The following is a 25181-nucleotide window of genomic DNA, read 5'->3' on the forward strand; positions in this document are numbered from 1 at the left end:
ATGCCAAAAAGAAGCGACATTAAATCGATTTTATTATTGGGCGCAGGCCCTATTGTTATCGGACAAGCTTGCGAATTCGATTATTCCGGCACGCAAGCATGCAAGGCATTGCGTGAGGAAGGTTACCGGGTTATTTTGGTTAATTCCAATCCGGCGACGATCATGACCGACCCTGATATGGCCGATACAGTCTATATCGAGCCGATCGACTGGCAAACCGTTGAAAAAATTATAGAAAAAGAGCGCCCCGACGCGATTTTGCCAACAATGGGCGGACAGACCGCGCTGAATTGCGCGTTAGCGCTCGACAAGCATGGCGTGTTGGAAAAATACGACGTGGAAATGATCGGTGCGACTAAAGAAGCGATCAATAAAGCCGAAGATCGGGAACTGTTCAACCAGGCGATGCGAAAAATCGGCCTGGAAGTCGCGAAATCCAAAACAGCGCATAGTATGGAAGAAGCGCTGGCCGCACAAGAAGAAGTCGGCTACCCAACCATTATTCGTCCCTCGTTTACGATGGGCGGCAGCGGCGGCGGTATTGCCTATAACAAGGAAGAATTTATTGAAATTTGCGAGCGTGGATTGTATTTGTCGCCGACCAATGAATTGCTGATTGAAGAGTCGGTGTTGGGCTGGAAAGAATTCGAAATGGAAGTCGTGCGCGATTCGAAAGACAATTGCATCATCGTTTGTTCGATCGAAAATTTCGATCCAATGGGTGTGCATACCGGCGACTCTATTACTGTCGCCCCAGCGCAAACCTTGACCGACAAGGAATACCAAATATTACGTAACGTTTCGTTGGCAGTCTTGCGCGAAATCGGCGTCGATACCGGCGGGTCGAACGTACAGGTCGCGATCAATCCGGAAAACGGACGGATGGTCATTATCGAAATGAATCCGCGTGTTTCGCGATCGTCCGCCTTGGCATCGAAAGCCACCGGTTTTCCGATTGCGAAGGTCGCGGCGAAACTCGCGGTCGGTTATACATTAGACGAGCTGCAAAACGAAATCACCGGCGGTGCTACGCCTGCCTCGTTTGAGCCCACTATTGATTATGTCGTGACCAAAGTGCCGCGCTTTACCTTCGAAAAATTCCCGCAAGCCGACGATCGATTGACGACACAAATGAAATCGGTCGGCGAGGTCATGGCAATCGGACGCTCGTTTCAGGAATCGTTGCAAAAGGCCTTGCGTGGGCTTGAAGTTGACAAGACCGGCCTCGATGAGATTGTCGATTTAAATGCCGAGGATGCGAAGGAAATTTTACTTAAGGAAATGCGTCATCCGGGGGCCGAACGCTTATGGTATGTCGCCGATGCTTTCCGTAGCGGTATGTCGCTTGAAGAAATACATGATATTTGCAAAATCGACCCCTGGTTTTTGGCGCAAATCGAAGACTTGCTGATAGCCGAAAAATCGCTGTCAACCAAAACATTGGCGACTTTGGAAGAGGGTGAGCTCTATCGTTTGAAGCGCAAAGGGTTTTCTGATGCTCGGCTGGCAAAATTACTGGATACCAGCGAGTCTGAAATTAGAAACGCTCGACATAAAAACAATATTCGTCCGGTTTATAAACGAATAGATTCGTGCGCGGCTGAATTTTCATCCGATACCGCTTATTTATATTCCAGTTACGATGAAGAGTGCGAGGCACGGGTCAGCGATAAAGATAAAATCGTGATTTTAGGCGGAGGCCCGAACCGAATCGGACAGGGCATTGAGTTCGATTATTGCTGCGTGCATGCTGCATTGGCTTTGCGTGAAGATGGTTACGAAACGATCATGATCAATTGTAATCCGGAGACCGTTTCGACCGATTTCGATACCTCCGATCGCTTGTATTTCGAGTCGTTGACATTGGAAGATGTTTTGGAGATTATTCACCTCGAACAACCGAAAGGCGTGATCGTTCAGTACGGCGGGCAAACTCCGCTGAAACTGGCGCGCGCACTCGAGGCCGCCGGGGCGCCGATTATCGGTACGTCTCCCGACTCGATCGATTTGGCTGAGGACAGAGAACGCTTTCAAAAACTATTGGAAAGATTGGACTTGAAACAACCGCCCAATGCAACGGCGCGTTCGGTCGAGCAGGCAATACTTTCGGCGCGGGAGCTGGGTTATCCGTTGGTGGTTAGGCCTTCTTATGTGTTAGGTGGTCGGGCAATGGAAATCGTTGTCAATGAAGAAGGCCTGCAGCGCTACATGAAAGAGGCTGTGAGTGTTTCGAACGATTCGCCGGTCTTATTGGACCGGTTTCTCGATGATGCGGTTGAAATGGATGTCGATGCGATTTACGATGGCGAACGGGTGTTGATCGGCGGATTAATGGAGCATATCGAACAGGCGGGTGTTCATTCCGGTGATTCGGCTTGTTCGATACCTCCGTACGATTTACCTGCGGCTATTCAAAATCAGTTGCGCGAACAAGTCGCTAAAATGGCGGAAGCGCTTGGTGTGAGGGGGTTGATGAATACCCAGTTTGCAATTCAAGGCAATGATATATACGTGCTTGAAGTCAATCCCCGGGCATCGAGAACGGCGCCGTTCGTTTCCAAAGCGACCGGTTATCCGTTGGCCAAAATCGCTGCGCGCTGTATGGTTGGTAAAACTTTAGTTGAGCAAGGTATTACAGAAGAGCGTATACCTTCGTATTATTCGGTCAAGGAAGCGGTGTTTCCTTTCGTTAAATTCCCTGGTGTCGACTCCTTATTAGGGCCTGAAATGAAGTCGACCGGTGAGGTGATGGGTGTTGGAAAGACTTTTGGCGAAGCATTCGCCAAATCGCAACGTGCCGCCGGTATTGATTTAAGCCAAAGCGGGAAAGTATTGATCAGCATTCGTGATGCGGATAAGGCTAAGTTGCCAGAATTAGCTAAAATGCTGGTTGCAAAAGACTATCAAATCGTCGCGACTCGAGGGACGGCTAGAGTATTGAAAGAAGCAGGTATTCCTTGCGACGAAGTCTTTAAAGTCAACGAAGGTAGACCTAATACCGTGGATATGATCAAAAACGACCAAATTCAATTAGTCGTCAACACCACTGATGGCAAGAAAGCTATTCACGACTCATTCACGATGCGAAGAGAGGCGTTGCAGCATCGTGTAACCTATTACACTACGATGGCTGGTGCGCGTGCCGCGTGTTATGCATTGGGCGAATTGGCGGCGGGAACCGTGACTAGCTTGCAAGAACTTCACAAAAGCTTAATCGATGCCGATTAATCGCTCGCGTCTCTCAACAAGCTGAAAGATCTCTGTCGGTTTTCATTGTGAGTTGACAGTTGTTCTAAAGCGCTACATTGGCTTATTGCAACAAGTCATATGCCGACTCAATCCGACTTTTTTACCGGGCAAATTCTTTTTACTCGGTAACTACAATAAATTAAAGGAGTTGTATCCATGAATAAAGTACCTCTAACAGTCACTGGAGCCAAGAAATTACGAGAGGAGTTAGACGAGCTGAAATCCGTGGTGCGTCCCAGAATCATCAAGGCCATTGCTGAAGCCAGGGAGCACGGAGATCTGAAGGAAAATGCCGAATATCATGCTGCGCGCGAACAGCAAAGTTTTGCTGAGGGGCGCATCGCCGAGATTGAAGGCAAGTTGTCCAATGCTCAAATTATCGATGTCACTAAATTGGATGCTAACGGTAAAGTCGTATTCGGTGCAACCGTTGAAATCGAAGAGCTTGAAAGTGGTGATACCGTCACTTATCAAATCGTCGGCGAAGACGAAGCCGATATCAAAGCCGGTCGTATCTCCGTTGGCTCTCCGATAGCACGGGCCTTGATAGGTAAAGAAGCAGAGGATGTGGTCATCGTCAAAGCGCCAGGCGGCGATATAGAATACGAAATCCTTTCGATTCAGTATATTTAACGATCGTGTGAAACGGCGGGCGGTTTGTGCATTGCCCGCTCATACGCTTATTTCTCAGGATTTAGTCGATGAATTACTAGAATCTGGCCTATGCTTTGAACGAAGTCGGCTCCGGTTTGTGTACAAATTTCCTGTTGTAGCTTTTTTCGATCGTCGCGTTCGGCGCGTATTTTTACTTTAATGAGTTCATGACTATTGAGCGCAATATCCATTTCAGCCAAAACGCCTTGCGTTAGGCCCGAATGGCCTATTATGACAACCGGTTTCAGGCTGTGGGCTTGGGCTTTGAGTTGTTTTCTTTCGGCAGGGGTCACTCTGTGTTTCCTTAGCTATAAATAAAACGCGAATTTTACACGATTTCCGATATGGCACGAAGTAAAAGCAGTAGTCGCTGGTTACAGGAACATTTTCACGATGAATACGTCAAAATGGCTCAAGCGCAAGGATGGCGATCTCGCGCAGTGTTCAAGTTAATTGAAATACAAGAAAAGGACAGCATCATAAAACCGGGAATGAATGTCGTCGATTTAGGCGCGGCACCGGGCGGCTGGTCTCAATATGCCAGGCGCATTATCGGAAAAAAAAATAAAATTATAGCCCTGGATATATTGCCGATGGATCCATTGGAAAATGTCGATTTTATTCAAGGCGACTTTCGCGAACTCGCGGTGTTGGAACAGTTGCAAACCGTGTTGGCCGGGGCGACTGTCGACTTGGTCATGTCGGATATGGCGCCGAATATAACTGGCAATAAAGGCGTTGATCAGCCTAATTCCATGTATTTGTGCGAACTTGCGCTTGATACCGCGCGTTCGATTTTAAATCGCGACGGTTCATTTTTAGTCAAGGTTTTTCAGGGCGAAGGATATGAAAGTTTTCTTAAAGATGTCCGGCAAAGTTTTTCATCGGTTGCGATCAGAAAGCCGAAAGCCTCTAGACCAAGAAGCAATGAAGTATATATTTTAGGGAAAGGGTTTAAATAAGCTGATTGAGTCACCATGTTAATGAATGAGAATGGCGAAAATCAATAACAACGATCAGGAGCGCAGATTCCTGATACAATTGCAATGTTTTTAAACCGAGGGCCTGATAAGGTCAGAGGCTAGTAACTTGAACGATATGTTAAAAAATGTAATTTTATGGGTTGTCATCGCTGTCGTATTGATGTCGGTATTCAACAATTTCGCTCCGCGCGGAGACCGCGGCGAACTTTCGCTGACTTATACGCAGTTCATACAAGCGGTTAAAATGGGGCAGGTTCAACAGGTTTCAATCGATGACAATGTCGTCAAGGGAAAAATGCAAACCGGCGAGACATTTCGCACCTATGCGCCGAACGATCCGCATTTAGTCGATGACTTGCTCGAAGGCGGTGTCGACATCAAAGCATTGCCACCCGAACAACCTTCATTCTTGATGCAGCTTCTGGTCTCATTCGGCCCTATCTTGTTATTGATTGCGGTCTGGGTCTTTTTTATGCGTCAAATGCAAGGCGGAGGCGCCGGCGGCAGAGGAGCGATGTCTTTTGGTAAAAGCAAGGCGCGTATGCTTGAGGAAGACCAGATCAAAGTCACATTCTCCGATGTTGCAGGATGTGACGAAGCTAAGGAAGAAGTTGCCGAAATGGTCGATTTTCTAAAGGATCCCGCTAAATATCAAAAACTCGGCGGAAAAATTCCGCGCGGCGCATTAATGGTCGGGCCGCCCGGAACTGGTAAAACGTTATTGGCTAGGGCCATTGCCGGGGAAGCAAAAGTGCCGTTCTTCACCATCTCCGGTTCCGATTTTGTCGAAATGTTCGTAGGTGTCGGTGCGTCTCGAGTGCGTGATATGTTCGAGCAGGCAAAAAAACATGCGCCTTGCATTATCTTTATCGACGAGATCGATGCCGTTGGCCGCCAACGCGGAGCCGGATTAGGCGGCGGACATGACGAACGCGAACAAACCTTAAATCAGTTGTTGGTTGAGATGGACGGTTTTGAAGGTAACGAAGGGGTTATTGTGATCGCCGCGACTAATCGTCCTGATGTATTGGATAAAGCTTTGTTACGTCCCGGAAGATTCGATCGCCAAGTCACGGTCGGTTTACCCGATGTGAAAGGCAGGGAGCAAATTCTGAATGTTCACATGAAGAAAGTTCCTGCTGCCGATGATGTTGTGATCAAATATATAGCGCAAGGCACGCCCGGTTTTTCCGGTGCGGATTTGGCTAATTTGGTTAACGAAGCCGCCTTGTGTGCCGCCCGAGCCAACAAACGATTAATCAGTATGGTCGACTTGGAAAAAGCGAAAGACAAGATCATCATGGGCGCGGAACGTCGCTCTATGGTAATGAGCGACAAAGAGAAAAAAATGACGGCTTATCATGAAGCCGGGCATGCCATTGTCGGACGTCTGGTGCCTGACCACGATCCGGTCTACAAGGTCAGTATCATGCCGCGTGGGCGAGCCTTGGGCGTAACGATGTTTCTTCCCGAAGCAGATCAATACAGTATTAGTAAACGTAAGCTCGACAGCATGATTTCGAGTTTGTATGGCGGACGAATTGCCGAGGAAATGATTTTTGGCTGGGAAGAGGTCAGTACCGGCGCATCCAATGATATCGAGCGTGCGACAGAATTAGCTAGAAATATGGTCACGAAATGGGGCTTGTCGCAACGTCTCGGTCCTTTGGCTTATAGCGAAGAAGAAGGTGAGGTGTTTCTTGGTCGATCCGTTACGCAGCATAAGTCGGTTGCCGAAGAAACCTCGCACACGATCGACGAAGAAATTCGATCGATCATCGATAGGAACTACGAGCGCGCAGAAAAAATTCTAAAAGAAAACGAAGATATCTTGCACGCGATGGCTGACGCTTTGGTGAAGTATGAAACGATCGATAAAGCACAGCTCGATGATTTGTTGTCAAGAAAACCGGTTAGGCCTCCCCAAGGCTGGGAAGATCCATCGCCACCGCAAGGCGGTGCTAAAGTAGATAGTCGAGCCAATGCTAAAGATTCCGAGCCGCCTTTAAGCGATGCCGCCGAACAAAGCCAATAATCATTTCGGAAACAAGTGAAAAGGAGAGTCGGTGGCGGCTCTCCTTTTTTATTAGTTTGAAACAAGCATGCTTTTTAACCCATAAGTAATAAACGGGCTTGAAGATGAAGGAAAAAAAATATTTTGGAACCGATGGTATAAGAGGAAAAGTCGGCGAGTATCCGATAACGGCTGATTTTTTACTCAAATTAGGTTGGGCAACCGGACGAGTCTTCGCGAATGAAGGGCACGGTTTCGTATTGGTCGGAAAAGATACCCGAATTTCAGGTTATATGTTCGAATCGGCGCTCGAAGCGGGATTGACTGCTGCCGGTGTTGATACGCATTTATTGGGGCCGATGCCGACGCCGGGCGTAGCTTACCTGACGCGAACCTTGCGCGCCCAGGCAGGTATCGTTATTAGCGCTTCACATAATCCTTACTACGATAACGGCATTAAGTTTTTTTCGGTTGAGGGAACGAAATTGCCGGATTCGATGGAGAAAAAAATAGAGTATTACCTTGATTCTCCGATGACAACGGTCGACTCTTCGAAGCTGGGTAAAGCCAATCGTGTTGGAGACGCGGCAGGCCGGTATATAGAATTTTGCAAAAGTACGATTCCGACTTGGATGGACTTTAACGGTCTTAGAATCGTGGTCGACTGTGCTAATGGTGCAACCTATCATATCGCGCCACACGTTTTTAGTGAGGTAGGGGCTGAAGTCGTTACGATCGGCGCCGAACCGGATGGGTTGAATATTAACGAAGAGTGCGGAGCCACTAAGACTGAAAAATTAGTTTCCACGGTTCTTGCCTATCGAGCCGACTTCGGTATCGCTTTGGACGGCGACGGCGATCGTCTGATTATGGTAGATCATAAAGGCGAAATTGTTGACGGCGATGAGCTGATTTATATTATCGCTAAATCGAGATTGAACTCAGGAGCCCTAAAAGGTCCGGTGGTCGGTACTTTAATGACTAATCTCGGTATGGAGCATGCGCTAAAAAGCTTAGGCATCGAATTGTTTCGAGCGAAGGTCGGAGACCGCTATGTCATGGAAATGCTCGAAGAGAAGAACGGTATCTTAGGAGGCGAAAATTCAGGACATATCATTTGTTTAGACAGAACGACCACCGGCGACGGTATCGTGGCGGCTTTACAAGTCATGGCCGAAATGAAAACCACCGGAAAGACGCTGCATGAGCTTAGGTCCGGGGTTCGCATGTATCCTCAAGTTCTGATTAACTTGAGAACCGATATCAAAATCAATCCCGATAATCACGAAAAAATACAAAAAGCGGTTAAGGATGTCGAAAAAATATTAGGTGATAACGGTCGAGTCTTGCTGAGGGCATCGGGAACCGAGCCGTTGATTCGTGTAATGGTAGAAGGAGTCGACGAGGCGTTGGTGAATAAATGCGCCAATCAATTAGCGGATGAGGTCAAGAAAGCAATCGATGCTTGAACAAGTTCCGATAAGCATATATCATACGCAGCTTAATTTTGGATGGAGAGGGAGAAATTATGCGTCAAACACTTGTGGCTGGAAACTGGAAAATGAATGGTTCTAAAGCGACCACAGAATCGTTATGCAAAGCCATCATTGCCGGACTTAACTCATCCGACACCGGAATCGTAGTTTGTGTTCCTTATGTCTACTTAGCCGATGCGGCTAAATTAACGGAAGGCACACCTCTTGATCTTGGCGCACAAAATGTCGCCGATCAAAGTTCTGGCGCATATACCGGAGAAATCTCAGCGTCCATGCTGAACGAATTTAATTGCAAATATGCGATCGTCGGTCACTCCGAACGTAGGACTTATTACGGCGACACCAACGAATCGGTTGCTTTGCGTTATTCTCAAGCTCAACAACAAGGTATCATTCCTATATTGTGCGTTGGCGAAACATTAGAGCAACGTGAAAACGATCAGACGTTTAGCGTCATCGATGAACAGCTCGATGCGGTTTTAAGTGCGGCAGGCATCGACTCTTTCAGTAAAGCAGTGATTGCTTATGAGCCGGTATGGGCCATCGGTACGGGAAGAACCGCCTCTGACGAGCAAGCGCAGGAAGTTCATCAGTATATTCGTCAAAAGTTCGCTGCAAAAAATCAAACGATTGCCGACCAACTGCAAATTTTGTATGGCGGTAGTGTTAAGCCGGACAACGCTAAGGGCTTATTTGCAATGCCTGATATCGACGGCGGATTAATCGGCGGTGCATCATTGGATGCCGAAGGCTTTTTGAAAATATATAGCGCATCTAAATAATCACAGCTAAATAACATAATAAAATGTATCAAGTTATCATAGTTATCCATGTATTATTCGGGCTAGGTGTTATCGGTCTAGTATTAATGCAGCAAGGTAAAGGTGCCGATGCCGGTGCCGCGTTCGGAAGTGGTGCATCGGGAACTTTATTCGGCGCACAAGGCTCAGCTTCGTTTTTATCGAGAACTACAGCAGTTTTAGCGACTTTGTTCTTTGTGACAAGTCTTTCTCTTGCAATGTTGAGCGGTGGTAGTAAAGCCGCGAAAGACTTTTTTGATGACGCAGAAACCGAAGAAGCTTTCGATATACCGTTAATGAGTAAAGAAGCCGAACCGGTTGCCGTCCCCTCTATATCAGCGGAAACGCCGACTATCGAAGAAGAATCAAAAACGGTTGAAGAGGCAAAAGAACAGCCGACAGACGAAATAAAAGAATAAAAACTATCAGCCGATGTGGTGAAATTGGTAGACACGCCATCTTGAGGGGGTGGTGACGCAAGTCGTGCCGGTTCAAGTCCGGCCATCGGCACCAAATTCAAGTTCGGGATAGTCCGAACAACTCCAAAAACCCGCAAGTTACAAGGCTTAGCGGGTTTTTTATTGTCCGAAGAAATCCCGCTAACACTTTTTGCGCAGGCTCTGGAAAAGTCACGGCGTTACGAATGGATCACTATGCGGTAGTAGTTGAAAACACCCACCACTACCGGAAGCACTTATTAATCTAAAATGAATTGTTGTCTATGGGTAAATCGCCGGTTTCGGCATATCCGTGTCAGGATTGGCCAGAGTTTTAAGGCGTGATCGATGACTTTTACGCTCTCGGGATGTCAGTTCCCGCGCGTCGGCTTCTACCGCATATAAGGCCGCAATTCGGTTTAACGCTTCCTGCGCGATCGAACTTCAGTCGGCCTGATATCGATCGAAGAATTTTCGGCGCACATGCGCCCAGTAAGCCAGTTCGACACAGGCAAGACGATTCGGGATGCGCACGCGCCGTCGCAAACAGGGCTTTGTAGCCACTGTAGTCATCGACCAGCAGGTGAACGTTCCAGTCTTGCAGAAACTTGCCCGGCATGTCGGCCACTCCGGCCGGCTTGGTAGTTGAAGACGAGGATCTTGGGGTCGGGTTGCTGGTCGTTGCTGCGATAAGCCCATAGATAGGCTTTCTTGGTTTTGCTGTTGCTGGGGGCCAGTTGCGAAACCGGGGTTTCGTCGGCATGCAAGCTATCGCGTTGCAATAAGAGCTAGGTTTAACGATCGGCCAAGGGCTCTAGGGCGACACCGAGGCGTCCGACCGAATCGGCTAATGTTGAGCGGGACAATATTACACCGCTACGGGCGGCGATCTGTTCCAGTCGGTACAACCCAAAAAGAGCAGTTTGAGGCTTTACCAAGCCGGTGAAAGAGTTGTAGACCCTTCATGCTTCGACTTGGCTCAGCACGAACGGTCTTCGCACATGTCAACTGCTCTTTTTTGGTACAACGGCAAATGATCGAGGAATTTGCCGATCAGCACCCAGGTCAGTAAACCCACTGCCGCCATACCCCATCGATCACTGCAGGGGGAATCGGCGCCGCAGTGATGGTTTCGCAAGTCCGGCAGGCATATTATGGGCGGATATGACGATGGACAAAGAATTTGGTCGGCTCGACGTCCAGTTGTTCGGCGACGTCTTCGCCGATCTTGACCAAGTCCTTGCCGCATTGATCGCAAGTACAGGATTCGGGTTCGTGATGGTGCTCGATGCGGGGCAAATGATCCGGTAAGGGCTGGCGTCCGGTGCACGGACGTTTAGGGCGAACCGCGCAGTATCATACGCCGGGACGTCTTGAAGCTGCTCGACCTCAGCTTAGATAGCGGCAATGTCGGTATCGAGAGTTTCCTCGAACACGTCGCGTTGCAGTGGTGTCAGCCCTTCGCTCTTGATGAAGACGCCTTGACACAGCCAGACGCCATTGCTGTCCCACAGCAACAATTTCAAACGATTGCCGGCGCGATTGCGGAAAATAAACGCTGCCCCGGCGCATAGCGCATGGCCTAAGCGCTGTTGCAAAATCGCCGACAAACCATCGATGCCCCATCTCATATCGACCGCTAGTCAGATTTGCGCCGGACTCTCAATCCAGCCAGATATTGCAACAACTCCCCGAGCCAATCCGGCGATACACTGCCCGATATTTCCAAAACGTGGCCTTGCGGCCAACGCAATGATAATAACGCCGAGGCCGTCGACTCCGATTGCAACCGGACCGGTATCAATGCAGGCGCATCGGAGTCCGCTGGCTTGCCAGGCTTCGATGTGATGTTTCTGTCTCTCCGATAAATACCATGTGCTCTCCTTGTGGAAAAATTCTGAGGATAACCGTGGCTGCGAGGGATTTTAGATGGTGACGTTGGAAGCTTACGCGACTAATTAACGTTTTTCTAAAGTGATCTTTCTTGTCAAAAGAGACGAGACGTTAGTCGATTCGCATAAGGATGAGCTGATTTAAAGCAGATTAAGTCAAATCGCGCATTGATATTAGGGAGGTGTGTTAAATCCCTTAATTTTAGATGGGTGACTTAACTGGAGACTATTTGTTTTCGCTTTATATTGTTGAATTTAAGTTGAAATTTATTATTGGCATAATATATGCAATATTAAAAAAAGAATGCGGAAGCATTTTTTTGACAGCCCTGGATGAGGTCTTGAAGGAGCTGTTTACTGAACCAGAGTCTGATTAGAACGAAATGGTATTTGCGTTAGATAAAAGGAAATAAGCGTCAGGCATTAAGGATGTATTGCTGGTAGGGCAGGATGTCCTAATTACAATTGCCACAGCCGCCGTGAGGCGGGGTCGGAAAGCCTAGGGGTCTGGAGTGAAGCCAGATAGCCGGGCCGCCTCTGTGGGCGATGGAGAGCTAGTGCGCCGGTTGCAATACCGGGTGTCTTGGTTGTATCGCCCGAACATTAATTTAATTATTTTTGAAGGAGTTGATTTATGAATCTAAAAACCAAAATGGCTGCATCCCTGATATTGGCAGCAAGCGCTTCTATGGCACAGGCCGCCACTTACAATGTGTCTGCAGTATTTACTGACGGTGGGGTTCAGGAAGTAACCGTATTCGATGGTAACTTCGACTGGGACGGCTCTACTGTTAGCAATTTCTCGGGTTTTCTGTCTGAATCCATGTTTGCTTGGAATGGAACCGAGTTCGATTCGAACGGGACCGCCGCTGGTGGTATGAATGCAGCCGGTTACACGGATGAAGTGTGGGCCAAGCCCGGTGGATATGCCGATAACGAAGCGCCGTTGCTGCATTTGACCAATCAACTGGCTAGCAGTACTTCCGGCAACTTAGTGACAGTCAGTACATTTTTGCAAAATAGCACTGATGTTGTGAATGGGGGCGGTTATGAAGTGATAGGTAATCCAATGGCCTATGGCACTTTTGATGGTAACCAGCGAAATGACAACGCTTTTTTTACCTTGGTGTTTGATTCCACAAGCATAACTGATACTTCGGCAACTGTAGGCCAAATGGTCTACGGTGACATGACTGCTTTGGGCATGATGGGGCCTATGCTGACCGGTCCAATGGGTATGACTGCATTCCTCGGTGGAGGCTCTATGGGCGGTGCACCATTATCCTTGGAGATCTCGGAGGTTGCCGCCGTTCCCGTTCCGGCTGCTGCCTGGTTGTTCGGTGGCGCTTTGGTGAGCTTGTTCGGTGCAAATCGTCGTAAGTCTGTATTGCCTGCATAATCTTTATGGCAAGCTTGTTCTAGCCGGATTTAGGTAATCAGTTTTATGAGGAAAATGTGTTGGTTACTTGGTAAAGGTTAGCAGGGAAGAATTTGAACAAGGATGTTTGTATCGATTTTGGAAGCTTATTGAGTAGAAGCTCACGTTAATAAGAGAAAAAATATGAATGAAAACAAGATATTGTCAATGGTTATTAAGGTGCTGTTGTTGATGGTCGCTATTATGGGGTCTTCATCTTTTGCTTCTGTTGTAACCTATAAGGTAACAGGGGTGTTATACGAGCCCGCGACCCAACCCAACAATACAAATTTTGTTGGCAGCTTTGACTGGGATGGATCGGTTGTGTCCAACCTACATGGGGCAATGAATTCATCCATGTATGAGGTGGATGATGTTAATCCGGATTTTAAAAAGAGTTTTCCACTGTTGCATCTTAATTACCAATTAGCGCAAAGCACTGAAGGGGATATCGTAACTGCTAGTGTTTTTTTAAAAAATAGCACGGATGTTTTTTATGGTGGAGGCTATCAGAGCGGAGATGTTTTTCGATATGGCACACCTTTTTTTGAATCTAATACCGAGGTTATCAATAGCAATGCCTATTTCACATTTTCGTTTGATAAAACGACAATGGCAGGCATAGTTCAAAGTATGGTTTATGGTGACTGTACTGCGGGGGGGATGATGGGTGAGTTCTGTATGACCGGGCATAGTCCGGCAACGAATAGTTTGGGTCAAAATATTCCATTCGGGTCTATGGGGGCATATCCTTTGTCGCTGGAGATCACTGCTGTACCACTTCCGTCCGCAGTTTGGCTGTTTGGTAGCGCTGTGATGGGGCTGATGAGGTTTAACCGTAAACGCGAGTTGTTTGCGGCATAATCGTTTAAAAATATATTGTGTATTGGAATGCGATTTATTAAGAAAAATGGAAGAGGTTTGGGAGTTGATTTATTTGACCAACTTAGTAAGGCGTTATTGAAGCCTGTGTTTCTGGATCGAATAGCCGTTTATGGTTTATTAAAGATTAGAGGAAAGTATTCAGATCCCCTCCGCTATTTCCCAAATTCCGGTTTAGGAAGTCCTTCACATCTGTTGTTGCTTACCGGTTGCCAAAAGCTGGAGTATTTCATACCGCATTCCTAAGCAAGATGTTTGGGAGCGAGCGAAACGCATGGTGTCGGATATACGTAGTTTTACCGGGAAGATGTTTTCTTGAAGCATGATTTTTGGCGCGATTTTAATGACATATATATTGCTGTAATTTACTAATGCCGCGGTGTCCGTGGCGTTTTGGCTTAACTTGGCTGTATTTGAGCAATCTTTGCCAGCCCTGATCAAGCTTTGCAATGCTTGTCCCTTCATTCCTAGTGCATTGAGTTTTAGAGAGAAACACCCTTACATGTCGAGTCCACTGTCATCAGAGAAAATCGAATTGGCTCGTATAGCTGCCGTCAAGCCAAGCTATACATCGGCCTTTGTGCGTCCGCATTTGACTAAGCAACAAGCGCTTGTTCGTGTCATTGATAGCTGCATAGTTTTGACCTCTTTATGGCTGGCGATGCTGTCACTTAACTTAATTTGGCCGGGTGAATACGATTGGAACGATATATATCTCACCTACGGCTTTAGCGGTTTATTGCTTTATCAATTTTTCGCGGAATATAACGAGGTTTACTACAACTGGCGCGGAGCCGGGTTCGCTCATCAGCTATTTCGTATTGCCGGCTCCTGGTTGTTAACTTTGGTAGCCGTAGCCACTTTGCTGTTTTTTTCCAAAACCGCAAGCGATGCATCCCGGTTGGCGATCGGTATTTGGTCGACTATTTCGCTGTTGTTACTAGCGGTTTTTCACGCAGCCTATCATTATTTGACCCGCGTTGCCTCGCCAGCCGAATGTCATTCCTTGTCGGTGGGCGTTGTGGGTGCTAATGCGCTCGGGCAGCGTTTGGAGGGTACTTTTTCCAATATGCCGGGTTTGGGCTACCGATTTTCTGGTTACTATGACGATCGGAAATTGGAAAGTAATAGACGGTTGTCCTGCGATCCGGAAAAATGGCGAGGAGATCTAGATTGTTTATACGAGGATGCCCGGTCGGGAAAACTTGAAGCCATATTCGTTACCTTGCCGATGGCGGCTGAAATCCGCGTACGCGACATATTGGAGAAATTAGGTGATACAACCGCTACAGTATTTTATGTGCCCGATCTGTTTGCGTTTAATTTGGTTAGTTCGCGTTGCGTGATGTTGCAAGGCATTCCTTGCTTCAGCGTATACGGCTCACCTTTCGACCAGGAGCCAATGGATGGCATGTTGAAGCGGGCAGAGGATATTGTATTATCCACGTTGATTTTGTGCCTGATTGCGCTACCGATGCTTTTTATCGCGATCGGGGTAAAACTTAGCTCGCCGGGGCCTGTTATTTTTCGGCAACGACGTTACGGTGTGGATAGTTCGCCTATCGATGTTTGGAAGTTTCGTACTATGACGGTGTGCGAGAATGGTCCGACGGTTACGCAGGCAACACGCAACGATCCGAGAATCAAGCCCTACGGCGCTTTCTTACGCCGCTATTCCTTGGATGAATTACCTCAGTTTGTTAACGTCTTGCAGGGCTGCATGTCCATTGTAGGTCCCAGGCCGCATGCGGTCGCGCACAACGAGTTCTATCGCAAGGAAATATCGCAATATATGTTACGACATAAAGTTAAGCCCGGTATCACTGGCTTGGCTCAAGTCAGCGGTTGTCGAGGCGAAACCGATACGATTGGGAAAATGGAGAGTCGCGTAGCCTATGATTTGCGCTATATCCAAAGCTGGAGTTTGCTATTAGATCTAAAGGTGATTTTGTTAACAATTTTTCAGGTGTTTAGAGATCCCGATGCATACTGAGCGTTGATAGCGATCGATTTGAGTTAAATTCAGCACCTGTCTTGTCTGGGAGTAGGTGGCGATGTTACATGCAAGACTTTTCGGTGACTCGCGGTTTACCGATAAAAATGCACGACTAAAGCTTACATCGCGCCTTTGTTGAGGTGCGCGAACCTAACGCGATTATGAAGAAGCTTTTCACTCCGTAATATGAAAGTGCCTTCGTGTTAGATAAGGGGCGATTACTCGCCGGTCAGGACGCTGTGAACCCAATAGCTAAATTATCCAAGATAGTAAAACATAGTCAATCTGCTATGGAATCTAGGCGCTGTGCCTTTGACGGGACCCGGGTGCCGAATTTAGATTTGCGATGGTATGGCCAGAAATTGTGCCAACAAAGTTTCAAATCGCAAGATTTGCTAAAAGAGTGTGGCATATCACGCAGTGCGTGGCATATCCCATATTTAAAGCGGTTTTGAATTTAGCTTAGAGTTCTAAAAAACGTTGAATAAACAAAAGTAAATATATATGGCCTCAATTTTGCTTAACTCTTAGGATAAAAAAGAAAGTGTGTCGCTGGTTATTTGTTGTTGGAGTTCGTTTTAGGTAATCCCGGCTCTTTAAAACAGAAATGGGCATGGTGTTTGAGTAAAACAACATCAACGACATATCCGTTTGGTATGAATGGATTGACAGTCATGGTGGAAGAGCACTATTCACGCTACCTAAAACGGTCGCAAAATCTAGCCGTTTGGCAGCTATTAAAGAATTAATTGTTTGAAAGTATTTAGGTCAATAGTGAATCGTTTATTTGTTTTACCGGGTTCAATTCGAAACTGGTCGGCTACGTTTTTGTGTCTGTTTAGCGTATTCGTCGGGTCAGTTGCGGTTGCGGATAGTAGTTATCTAATCAATGCAGGTGATAATCTCAGAATTGATGTCTGGCAGGAAGAAAACTTGCGCGCTGAAGTGATGGTGTCACCGGATGGTACATTTTCTTTTCCCATAGTCGGTACTATACCCGCCGCGGGCAAAACCATAGATCAACTGCAGACGCTTCTGCGCGAACGGCTTGAAGTGTATATACCCGGGCCGGAAGTTACGGTTTCTTTGATGACCGTAGAAGGCAATACCATATTCGTTATCGGAGAGGTTGCTCGCCCCGGTCCATACATGATGATCAAAGACTTGGATGTGATGCAGGCGCTTAGCATGGCGGGTGGGTTAACCCCTTATGCCGCAAAAAACGATGTGCATATACTGCGTAAAGATTCGAGCGGGCAATCTTTATCTATCAAGTTTCGCTATGGCGACGTAGAGGACGGTGACAATTTGGAGGCCAATATTCGGCTTCAAAGCGGCGACACCATCATTGTCCCTTAATACTGCAAATTACAGATGCTCAGTGATGGGAGAGTGTGGCTTGTCGTTTTGTTTGGGCTTGGTCTAATGCGCATGGCTACTGCAGATCAGTGGAAAATTACGGGGGCTTTGGATCAAGGGTTCGAGTACAACGATAACATCGGCCTGCGCGTCGACAAAACGCCTGCTTTCGGTTATTTATTGCGACCCAGCGTTAAAGCAGAGTGGAACACAGCCTTGATGAAAGTGGGTATCAGCGGTAGTGGCGATATTCGCCGTTACGATGACGCACAATGGAATTGCGACAACTTTACCTTAGGTGCGGATCAAAGTTATACGCAACGGCGACACGTCTTCTCGCTAAACGCCGGTTATTCCCAAATCTGTAGTTATGCACAACAAGCTAGCGACACCGGCATATTAGTGCCGAATAACCAGTCCGAAAGTTTAAATCTGTCGCCGAACTGGAGTTGGCAAGTAACGCAGCTAGACCGCTTGAGTCTGAGTCCAAGCTACTCGCAAACCAGCTTCAACGATTTTGGTACCGGCAACAACAATGAGATCAGCAACAATTTTCGCGATAACACAAGTTACAGCGTCAACTTGTCGGAGTTACACGAATGGACCCGGCGCTTTTCTTCCAATGCCAGCATATTTTTCTCGCATTCGGAATTCAGCAGTTCCGGCAATGCATTTAATCGAGGCACATCCAGTCAAATTGTTTTCGGCGGTCAACTAGGCGGTCAATATGCCATAACACGTAAGTGGAGCATTAATGCCGGCGCCGGCGGACGTTGGGTGCAATCGCCCGGCGCATCCGCTTCGGGTGGTAGCGGCGGTCTCCTATTCGGGGAAACCTTTAACGTCGCCATCAATTACAAAGGTAAGTTTGGTACTTACGCGGTCAATTTTTCCCGTTCTGTAAGCCCCAGTGCTTTCGGACAAATTCAGGATGTCAGTTCATTCGGAATGCAATACGGCTACGAAATCAGCCGCGAGTTATCATTCAAAGCCAGTGGAAATTATTCCGAAAACCAAGCGGTCGGACAAAGCCAAACGCAGCTAGAGCAAAAGCTAAGTTTCTACAATGCTTCGGCAGAACTGGCTTGGAAATTCGCGCGAGAATGGCGTCTTACTGCTAGTTATCGCTACCAAATGCAAGACTTAGCCGCCGGCGGCGCGCAGATTAGCTCGTTTCTGTCCGGAGTGCGCGACTCCAACGCCATCATGATTCACCTTAACTATAACTGGGACGGCTTGCGCGACTCGCGCTAGGTCAACTTGAATAAATACCTATGGAAGAAGAAGAAAACGTCAAGAGCATTGCCGAATACCTTGAGGCGCTTAATCGACGCAAATGGCTGATTCTAATATCATTTTTACTAGTCGGGTTTCTTGGCTTTGTATTAGCGATGAAGTTGCCTCCGGTGTATCGTTCGGCCGCTACTATCTTGATCGAGGATCAACAAATTCCTCGCAGCATGATCGAGTCCACCATTACCGATTTTGCCGACAAGCGTATTCAGTTAATCAAACAGCGGGTAATGACGCGGGATCGCATATTGTCCGTAATCGAGAAGCATAAAGTATATCTGGATGATCGCGACAAACTGGTATCCAGCGAACTGGTCAAGCGCTTTATGGAAGATGCCGAAATCGAAACCATTTCCGCTAATGTGCTCGACCCGCAACGCGGCGGCGGCAAGGCGACAATTGCTTTTACCATAGCCTTTAGCGATCGGAGTCCGTTATTGGCTCAGGCAGTCGCTAACGAACTGGTCAGCCTGTTTTTGGACGAAAATACCCGGGCAAGAGCGCAGCGTGCGGCCAAGACTACTGAGTTTCTAGGCGCCGAGGCCGATAAGCTGAAAGCCGAGATTGGCCTGTTTGAAACGAAAATCATGGACTATAAGGAAAAGTACGCTAAAAGTCTGCCTGAAATGCTGCAAACTAACCTAGCTGCTTTAGATAGAGCAAAAGAATCGCAAAGGCAAACCGAAGGCGACATTCGTATCGCCAAGGACAGAATCGTGTATTTGACCGATTCCTTGCGCCAAGCCAAAGACGAGGTGCCCGCGGCACAAGCCGGCAAACCGATGAGTAAAGACGAGCAGATCAGACTGTTGAAATCGCAGTACATTCATATTAGCTCGCTCTATACAGACAAGCACCCGGATGCCGTGCGGGTAAAGCGACAAATTCTAAATCTCGACCCCAGCTTTACCGGCGAATCCAGCGACCTGGATGTGACGGAAGAATTGAAGCAAGCGGAACGGGAGTTGATTTTGCTGCAAGACAAGTATGCAGACGGCCATCCCGATGTTGTCAAACAGCAAAAGCGGGTTGAAAAACTTAAGCAAAATGAAAAAGAAGCCGCCAGTCAGACGATTATTTCAGAACTGGATACACAGCAAGGCAATTCGCTGTACATCAATTTAAACAATCAACTGCGTGCGACGCAAAACGAACTGGAGTATTTGCTGAGCAGAAGAGTCGAGCTAGAACAAAACATAAAAGAACTGCAAGAAAACATCGATAGAACGCCGATAGTAGAGAAGGACTATCTGGAAATGCTTAGGCAGCGACAGATCAGTTTGGAAAAATACGCCGAAATAGAAGCCAAACACAGGGAGGCTAGGTTGGCGCAAACCCTGGAAGAAGAGCAAAAAGGCGAAGCCTTTACTCTAATCGAACCGCCGATTGCGCCCGATAAACCCGATAAGCCTAACCGCAAAAAAATTATCGCCCTGGGGCTGGGAGCAGGGCTGGCTTTTGGTTTTGGCCTGACTATTTTTCTGGAAATATTAAACGAAGTCATACGCGGCGCTAAAGGCTTAGAGCGGGTGACGGGCATGCCGCCTATCGTGGTCATACCCTACATAGACACGCCGCAGGATATCACGCGCCGACAAAAACAAAAAAAACTGATCTGGTTGATTGTTTTGCTTGTAGCGGTGCTGATGGTCTTGGCTACCCATTTTTTTGTCATGCCGTTGGAGATGATTTGGATGATCGGACTAGCGAAATTAGGGCGGCTATGAGAATGAGTTGGCGGTTAAGGATGGATTTTTAAATTGGCTTCAGACTTTGAAAAAAGGGGGTAAATAAATAATTTCCCCTAACCCCTCTTTTTCAAAGAGGGAGATTGAATATTTACTAAACAGGAACTTGTTTTGACTAAAACCCAACAACACGCATTTTCTTCCATTAAATACACCCGTACTCGCAGTGTTGCGGTAAGCCCGGATGTGATGCGGGAACGGCGCTTGATTATGGGCTTACGAAACGATCCGCATGCCGACGTGTTTCGCTTGCTGCGCACGCAAGTATTAAAACAATTGCGTGAGAACAATTGGACCAGTCTAGCTGTGGTAGCACCGACCGCCGAATGCGGCAAAACCTTTGTTACCGCGAATCTCGCTATCGCATTGGCGATGGAAGTCAATCAAACCGTATTGGTGGTCGATGCAGATCTGCGTAATCCGCAAGTCGCTTGGTATTACGGTTTGGATATAGAAAAAGGGCTGCTGGATTATCTGCAAACTGATGTTCCGGTCGAAGACTTGCTAGTAAACCCGGGTTTCGAACGTTTAGTTGTACTGCCCGGTAAGCATACCACCTCCGTGTCTTCGGAGTTGTTGTCCTTGCCTAAAATGACAGCCTTGGTCGAAGAACTCAAAAGTCGCTACCAGTCTCGCATTGTTTTGTTTGACCTGCCACCACTATTGAGCTCCGACGACGCCCTGTTATTCATGCCGCATTTCGATGCTGCATTACTGGTAGTGGAAGACGGCAAGTCCAGTCCGGAAGAAGTGCAGCGATCGCTGGCAATTTTAGGCGAAACCAATCTAGCCGGCACCTTATTGAACAAGGTGAAAGGAGCGGTGTTTCCCCGATATCGATATGGCTTGGGGGTCAAGAATGCATAAGCGGCTGAAAATGTTCGGTATCGATTTCGATGCTTTGACCATGCCGGAAGCGGTTGCCAAGGTGTTGCTATGGAGGGAAGAGCCCGATTATCGTTGCCGCTATTTGGTAACACCTAATGTTGACCATGTGGTCAAATTTCAAAAGGATCAGGCCTTACGTGCAGCCTACCGAGATGCCGCCATGGTTACCGTAGACGGGAAACCGGTATTGTGGGCGTCTCGTCTGCTCGGTAAATCGTTACCGGCATTAGTGCCCGGTAGCGATTTTTGCCCGGCGTTGTTTGATGCTGCAAAAGCAAAACCTGGGTTGCGCGTGTTTTTATTGGGTGCGGCAGAAGGGGTCGCGGTTAGAGCTGCAGAGACTATATCAAAACGCTGGCCGTGGGTAACCGTTGTAGGTTGTTACAGCCCTCCGATGGGTTTTAATGCGCAATCTGCGGAAAACCGGCAAGTGCTCGACATGATCAATCAAGCCAAGCCGGATGTTTTGCTTATCGGCCTTGGCGCACCGAAGCAAGAAATTTGGGTGCACGCCATGCAAGACCAATTACAGGTAAAGGTGGCGCTATGCATAGGTGCGACAATCGATTTTCTCGCAGGCGAGAAGATGCGTGCGCCAAAGTTTTTACGCACGTTGGGTTTGGAATGGCTGCACAGAATGTTAAGCGAACCAAAGCGCTTGGCCGGTCGCTATTGGCATGATGCCAAAGTTTTTCCAAGATTGGTATTACGCGAATTCATAAACAAAAACCCAACTTGAGTAGGTTTTGAAAAATAGAAATGCAAATAGAAAGTAATTATTCACATCCCAAGCATTGGAACGATAGGCTGGTAATTACTTTGTGAGGATACATGCTTAAATATTTAAGATTTCGAATATTTACAGTGTTATTAGGCCCGTTCTCTAATCTATTGAGAAGAAGGCGAATGGCGGAATTTGAAAAGATTTTCAAACCAACTGAGGGTATGAAAATACTGGACCTTGGCGGCCAACCGGCTATTTGGGATTCGGTAACAGCAGCTCTTTCGATAACGTGTGTCAATCTACCAGGCGTCGCCAAAACAGACCATCCTACGCATCACACTATTACCTATCGAGATGGCGATGCATGCAGCTTGCCTTATTTTAAAAAAGGAGATTTCGATCTGGTTTTTTCCAATAGCGTGATTGAGCACATTGGAAATCATGAAAAGCAACGGCAATTTGCTGCCGAAGTGCAGCGTTTATCGGATAACTATTGGATACAAACGCCTAGCATTTATTTTCCAATTGAAGCGCACTGCGGCATGCCTTTTTGGTGGATATATCCGAAAAAACTGCAACAGTTCTTCTTGGCGAGATGGTCTAAAAAGTTACCGGCATGGACTGAGATGGTAGCGAATACTACTGTATTAACAAACCGGCAATTAAGGCAGCTTTTTCCGGGCTGTAGCCTAAAAACCGAGTGGATGCTTTTTCCAAAATCCACCATTGCATATGTAAAAAAATAAAAACTGCCGATCTGTACTTATGCAGTATTAAATCCGGAAGCAAAATGAGATTACGAATATGAATAAAGTCTTTAGCATCAACGACTCTGAAATAGATTTTGTAAAGTCATTCGCTTCAAAACTATGGATGCTTGCCATTCTCATTCTTTTCATGATGCCATTATCCTCAGCATCTGCCTGCGATGCCCCGGTAGGACGTTTCTGTGTCGATTTTTACAATGGCAAGAATTTTAATACCAAGCCATTGGTTACGCGAAAAGCCCCTTTTATTAAATATAACTGGAAGAATCGGAGTCCAGCGCGTCGCATACCGCATAATAATTTTTCTGCCCGTTGGCGAGGTCAATTCGACTTTAAGGATGGTCCCCACGAATTTCGTGCCACTGCCGATGATGGCGTTCGAATTTTTATTGACGGTAAGCTGATTCTTGATCATTGGCAAGACGCAGCAGGAACGGAATATCGTACCGTGGTCAATCAAATTGCCGGTAGGCATCTAATTGAAGTTGAATATTTTGAAGCGACTGGAAATGCCAGCCTGCTCGTCAACTGGAGACAGACTACAATACCTTCGACAATCTCTACCATTGCGCCCGCCATAGCAACTAAAAGCGTGCCAACAGTCGTTGCTAACGCAGCAGAAACACCAGAGATCAGCACGCCAACGCGAACTGCGGCTACATCGACACCCAATGTAGCCAAAAATATGTCATCAACCGTAAAATCACCACTTCCTAATGAGAAATTAACTCAGACTAAAAAAACAAACAAAGCACCGCTTGGTATTAACCTTTCTGGCTTCAATTATTGGAGCTCCACTGTGCCTTTTAAAGATCTTTTGATGCAAAGTGGACATATAGGGGTATTCAAGCCGTCATCAAATGAACGTTGTTTAGTGCAACCAACTTTTAATCTAGAAGGTTATCCAAGTGAAATACCAAATGGGTGTGTGTTCAGGATTTGGAGCGTGTTTCATATCATTGAAGATGAATTCTGGCCTGCCGGGACACCGCCATATCAGCCCGGCCATTATGTTTTGCTTTATCAGGGACGCGGCACGATTAAATTGGGTTGGGATGCTAAAAATGTCGTTTATAAAAATGATGGCCGTATCGAATTTGACGTCATTAAACCACATAATGGTATTGAGGTCGAAGTGACCGCTATGCAATGGAATGATCTCATTCGGGACATGCATATTGTGCATATTGATGATGAAGCAACATTCAAAGATCAGCCCTTTAATGAAAAATGGCTAGCACTGCTAAAGCCATTTCAAGTGCTGCGTTTCATGGATTGGGGTAAGGTCAGTATTAACCAATCACTTTACTATTCGCCTGCAATAGCTCATACGTCGAATACTATAACTCTGCCAGATTCTGCACCAGCCGATGATGAAGCGTTCGCAGGTGCAGTGGCCTTGATCAATGTGGATAGCAATTGGCCCAGGGTTTTTATTGATCGATACGATGGATCTACTCGCACGCTATATTTGAAAACACCGATAGAAACATCGAAAACAGGAAGGCAGCCGATAGTAAACCTCTTCGATTTTTTGAACAGGACATGGGCGGAACGAGCATTACCGAATACATTGACTCAGGCATCTGACAAAGGCGTAGCTTTTGAAACCATGATCAAATTGGCTAACACGCTTGATGCTGACCCCTGGATTACTATACCTACTGCGGCCGACGACAATTTTGTCGAACAACTAGCTTTATTAATTAAAACTTCGCTGAAACCAACCCTGAAGTGCTACATAGAGTATTCAAATGAAACCTGGAATTTTGCTTTCCCCGGTTATAACTACTCGGAAGCGAAAGCCAGACAACTGGGGTTAGTAGGTACCTGGGTCCCAGCCGATGCATGGCATGCTTATCGAGCTGTGGAAATATTCAAAATATTTAACCAGGTATTTGGAGAGCAGGATCTTAGGGAGAATAGAAAACAAAGTCGGTTGGTACGAGTGCTTACGTCCCAAACCGCTTGGCTGGACCGGGCCAAAATGGTTATGGATTGGAAAATGCCGAATAATGGTTGGCCTACAAAGGGAAACCCGGCTTACAAATTTGCCGATGCTTGGTCTATGACGCCTTACTTTAGTGTGGATACAAAAACACACCCATTGGAAAGTTTCAGTCTGAATGAATCTTTCGATATCCAGGTCGATAACATAAATGCCTTCTTTGGTGATAGTAAAAACCCAGGTGTGGTAAGAAATATACTTAAAGAATCAAAAGCACGGGGTTTACAACTAGTCGGCTACGAAGCCGGGACACATTTGCTGGCGCCTCAAAATAATGCTGAGTTGGTCGCAAAAGTGGCTCAGATCAACAAAGACCCACGAATGAAGGATGTATATGCGGTTTTATTGAATCATTGGAACAAAATTTTTCAAGAGTACGGTGTTAGTTCGGTAGGGGTGATGAATCAATACACGGATATCAGCAGATATGGAAAATTTGGCTATTGGGGGTTGTTACAATCAACTTATCAAGACCCAGCAACAGCACCAAAATATAAGGCAATTAATGACTATGTTACAGCCCCTTAGAGAAGCGCCAAAATTGAATATTTGGCTTCTTGTGTTTCTGGGCGGG

General features: G+C 46.9%; 20 protein-coding genes, 1 tRNA gene, 3 pseudogenes and 1 riboswitch. Of the genes and pseudogenes, 18 read left to right on the top strand and 6 right to left on the bottom strand.

All coding sequences use genetic code 11. The features are described 5' to 3' along the window. Positions 1-3228 carry a carbamoyl-phosphate synthase large subunit gene (gene carB, locus ACINK7_RS09580; protein WP_404361139.1) on the top strand — a complete coding sequence of 1076 codons (3228 nt, stop codon included), beginning with the start codon at positions 1-3 and terminating at the stop codon, positions 3226-3228. Between the two features lie 177 nt (positions 3229-3405). Beyond that, positions 3406-3882 carry a transcription elongation factor GreA gene (gene greA, locus ACINK7_RS09585; RefSeq protein ID WP_017839725.1) on the top strand — a complete coding sequence of 159 codons (477 nt, stop codon included), beginning with the start codon at positions 3406-3408 and terminating at the stop codon, positions 3880-3882. Positions 3883-3929: 47 nt separating this feature from the next. Here greA and ACINK7_RS09590 read toward each other — a convergent pair whose 3' ends face one another. Further along, positions 3930-4196 carry a YhbY family RNA-binding protein gene (locus ACINK7_RS09590; RefSeq protein ID WP_017839724.1) on the bottom strand — a complete coding sequence of 89 codons (267 nt, stop codon included), beginning with the start codon at positions 4194-4196 and terminating at the stop codon, positions 3930-3932. 51 nt (positions 4197-4247) lie between these two features. Here ACINK7_RS09590 and rlmE point away from each other — a divergent pair, with 51 nt between their 5' ends. The 6 genes from rlmE to ACINK7_RS09620 all read left to right on the top strand — a co-directional run bounded on the left by rlmE (position 4248) and on the right by ACINK7_RS09620 (position 9709). Beyond that, the gene (gene rlmE, locus ACINK7_RS09595; protein ID WP_404361140.1) at positions 4248-4865 is read left to right on the top strand and encodes a 23S rRNA (uridine(2552)-2'-O)-methyltransferase RlmE; all 618 of its coding nucleotides are present in this window, start codon (positions 4248-4250) and stop codon (positions 4863-4865) included. 136 nt (positions 4866-5001) lie between these two features. Continuing rightward, entirely contained in the window at positions 5002-6921 is a 1920-nt protein-coding gene (gene ftsH, locus ACINK7_RS09600) for an ATP-dependent zinc metalloprotease FtsH (RefSeq protein WP_404361432.1), read from the top strand. Between the two features lie 104 nt (positions 6922-7025). Beyond that, positions 7026-8369, top strand: coding sequence for a phosphoglucosamine mutase (gene glmM, locus ACINK7_RS09605; RefSeq protein ID WP_404361141.1), 1344 nt, complete (start codon positions 7026-7028; stop codon positions 8367-8369). A 59-nt stretch (positions 8370-8428) separates the two neighbouring features. Continuing rightward, positions 8429-9178, top strand: coding sequence for a triose-phosphate isomerase (gene tpiA / locus ACINK7_RS09610; protein ID WP_404361142.1), 750 nt, complete (start codon positions 8429-8431; stop codon positions 9176-9178). A 23-nt stretch (positions 9179-9201) separates the two neighbouring features. Next, the gene (gene secG / locus ACINK7_RS09615; RefSeq protein ID WP_404361143.1) at positions 9202-9615 is read left to right on the top strand and encodes a preprotein translocase subunit SecG; all 414 of its coding nucleotides are present in this window, start codon (positions 9202-9204) and stop codon (positions 9613-9615) included. Positions 9616-9624: 9 nt separating this feature from the next. Then, positions 9625-9709: transfer RNA gene (locus tag ACINK7_RS09620), tRNA-Leu, on the top strand. 368 nt (positions 9710-10077) lie between these two features. Here the strand turns inward: ACINK7_RS09620 and ACINK7_RS09625 are convergent. From ACINK7_RS09625 to tnpB, 4 genes and pseudogenes are all read right to left on the bottom strand, one after another. Further along, positions 10078-10206 (bottom strand): hypothetical protein, encoded by a 129-nt coding sequence (locus ACINK7_RS09625; protein ID WP_404361144.1) that lies wholly within the window; start codon positions 10204-10206, stop codon positions 10078-10080. Next, positions 10203-10571, bottom strand: a pseudogene (locus ACINK7_RS09630) (transposase). Before ACINK7_RS09630 ends, ACINK7_RS09625 begins: the two are co-directional and overlap by 4 nt. Positions 10572-10660: 89 nt before the next feature. Next, a pseudogene (locus tag ACINK7_RS09635) lies at positions 10661-11102 on the bottom strand (IS66 family transposase zinc-finger binding domain-containing protein); the annotation flags it as partial. A 24-nt stretch (positions 11103-11126) separates the two neighbouring features. Next, positions 11127-11264 (bottom strand): annotated as a pseudogene (gene tnpB, locus ACINK7_RS09640) (IS66 family insertion sequence element accessory protein TnpB); the annotation flags it as partial. 718 nt (positions 11265-11982) lie between these two features. Further along, a riboswitch (cyclic di-GMP riboswitch) is annotated at positions 11983-12064 on the top strand. A gap of 95 nt (positions 12065-12159) precedes the next feature. Between tnpB and ACINK7_RS09645 the strand changes: the two are divergent. Beyond that, positions 12160-12924 carry a hypothetical protein gene (locus tag ACINK7_RS09645; RefSeq protein ID WP_404361145.1) on the top strand — a complete coding sequence of 255 codons (765 nt, stop codon included), beginning with the start codon at positions 12160-12162 and terminating at the stop codon, positions 12922-12924. Between the two features lie 162 nt (positions 12925-13086). Beyond that, the gene (locus tag ACINK7_RS09650; protein WP_404361146.1) at positions 13087-13806 is read left to right on the top strand and encodes a hypothetical protein; all 720 of its coding nucleotides are present in this window, start codon (positions 13087-13089) and stop codon (positions 13804-13806) included. A gap of 204 nt (positions 13807-14010) precedes the next feature. On the opposite strand, the gene ACINK7_RS09655 is transcribed toward ACINK7_RS09650, so the two are convergent. After that, the gene (locus tag ACINK7_RS09655) at positions 14011-14289 is read right to left on the bottom strand and encodes a hypothetical protein (protein WP_404361147.1); all 279 of its coding nucleotides are present in this window, start codon (positions 14287-14289) and stop codon (positions 14011-14013) included. A gap of 37 nt (positions 14290-14326) precedes the next feature. On the opposite strand from ACINK7_RS09655, the gene ACINK7_RS09660 reads away from it, so the two are divergent. From ACINK7_RS09660 to ACINK7_RS09695, 8 genes are all read left to right on the top strand, one after another. Beyond that, a complete protein-coding gene (locus ACINK7_RS09660) occupies positions 14327-15817 on the top strand; it encodes an undecaprenyl-phosphate glucose phosphotransferase (protein WP_404361148.1) in 1491 nt (496 codons plus the stop codon). Between the two features lie 777 nt (positions 15818-16594). Next, on the top strand, positions 16595-17179 hold the full coding sequence (locus tag ACINK7_RS09665; protein ID WP_404361149.1) for a polysaccharide biosynthesis/export family protein: 585 nt from the start codon (positions 16595-16597) through the stop codon (positions 17177-17179). Between the two features lie 72 nt (positions 17180-17251). Continuing rightward, on the top strand, positions 17252-18433 hold the full coding sequence (locus ACINK7_RS09670; protein WP_404361150.1) for a hypothetical protein: 1182 nt from the start codon (positions 17252-17254) through the stop codon (positions 18431-18433). Positions 18434-18453: 20 nt separating this feature from the next. Continuing rightward, on the top strand, positions 18454-20199 hold the full coding sequence (locus ACINK7_RS09675) for a GumC family protein (RefSeq protein ID WP_404361151.1): 1746 nt from the start codon (positions 18454-18456) through the stop codon (positions 20197-20199). 132 nt (positions 20200-20331) lie between these two features. Then, the gene (locus tag ACINK7_RS09680; protein WP_404361152.1) at positions 20332-21087 is read left to right on the top strand and encodes a CpsD/CapB family tyrosine-protein kinase; all 756 of its coding nucleotides are present in this window, start codon (positions 20332-20334) and stop codon (positions 21085-21087) included. Further along, complete coding sequence (locus tag ACINK7_RS09685) at positions 21080-21847, top strand: WecB/TagA/CpsF family glycosyltransferase (RefSeq protein ID WP_404361153.1); 768 nt, start codon at positions 21080-21082, stop codon at positions 21845-21847. Before ACINK7_RS09680 ends, ACINK7_RS09685 begins: the two co-directional genes overlap by 8 nt. 167 nt (positions 21848-22014) lie before the next feature. After that, positions 22015-22578, top strand: coding sequence for a class I SAM-dependent methyltransferase (locus tag ACINK7_RS09690; RefSeq protein ID WP_404361154.1), 564 nt, complete (start codon positions 22015-22017; stop codon positions 22576-22578). Between the two features lie 58 nt (positions 22579-22636). Beyond that, on the top strand, positions 22637-25135 hold the full coding sequence (locus ACINK7_RS09695; protein ID WP_404361155.1) for a PA14 domain-containing protein: 2499 nt from the start codon (positions 22637-22639) through the stop codon (positions 25133-25135). The last annotated feature ends 46 nt before the right edge of the window (positions 25136-25181 follow it).

The sequence above is a fragment of the Methylotuvimicrobium sp. KM1 genome (assembly GCF_044788715.1).
Classification (GTDB): domain Bacteria; phylum Pseudomonadota; class Gammaproteobacteria; order Methylococcales; family Methylomonadaceae; genus Methylotuvimicrobium.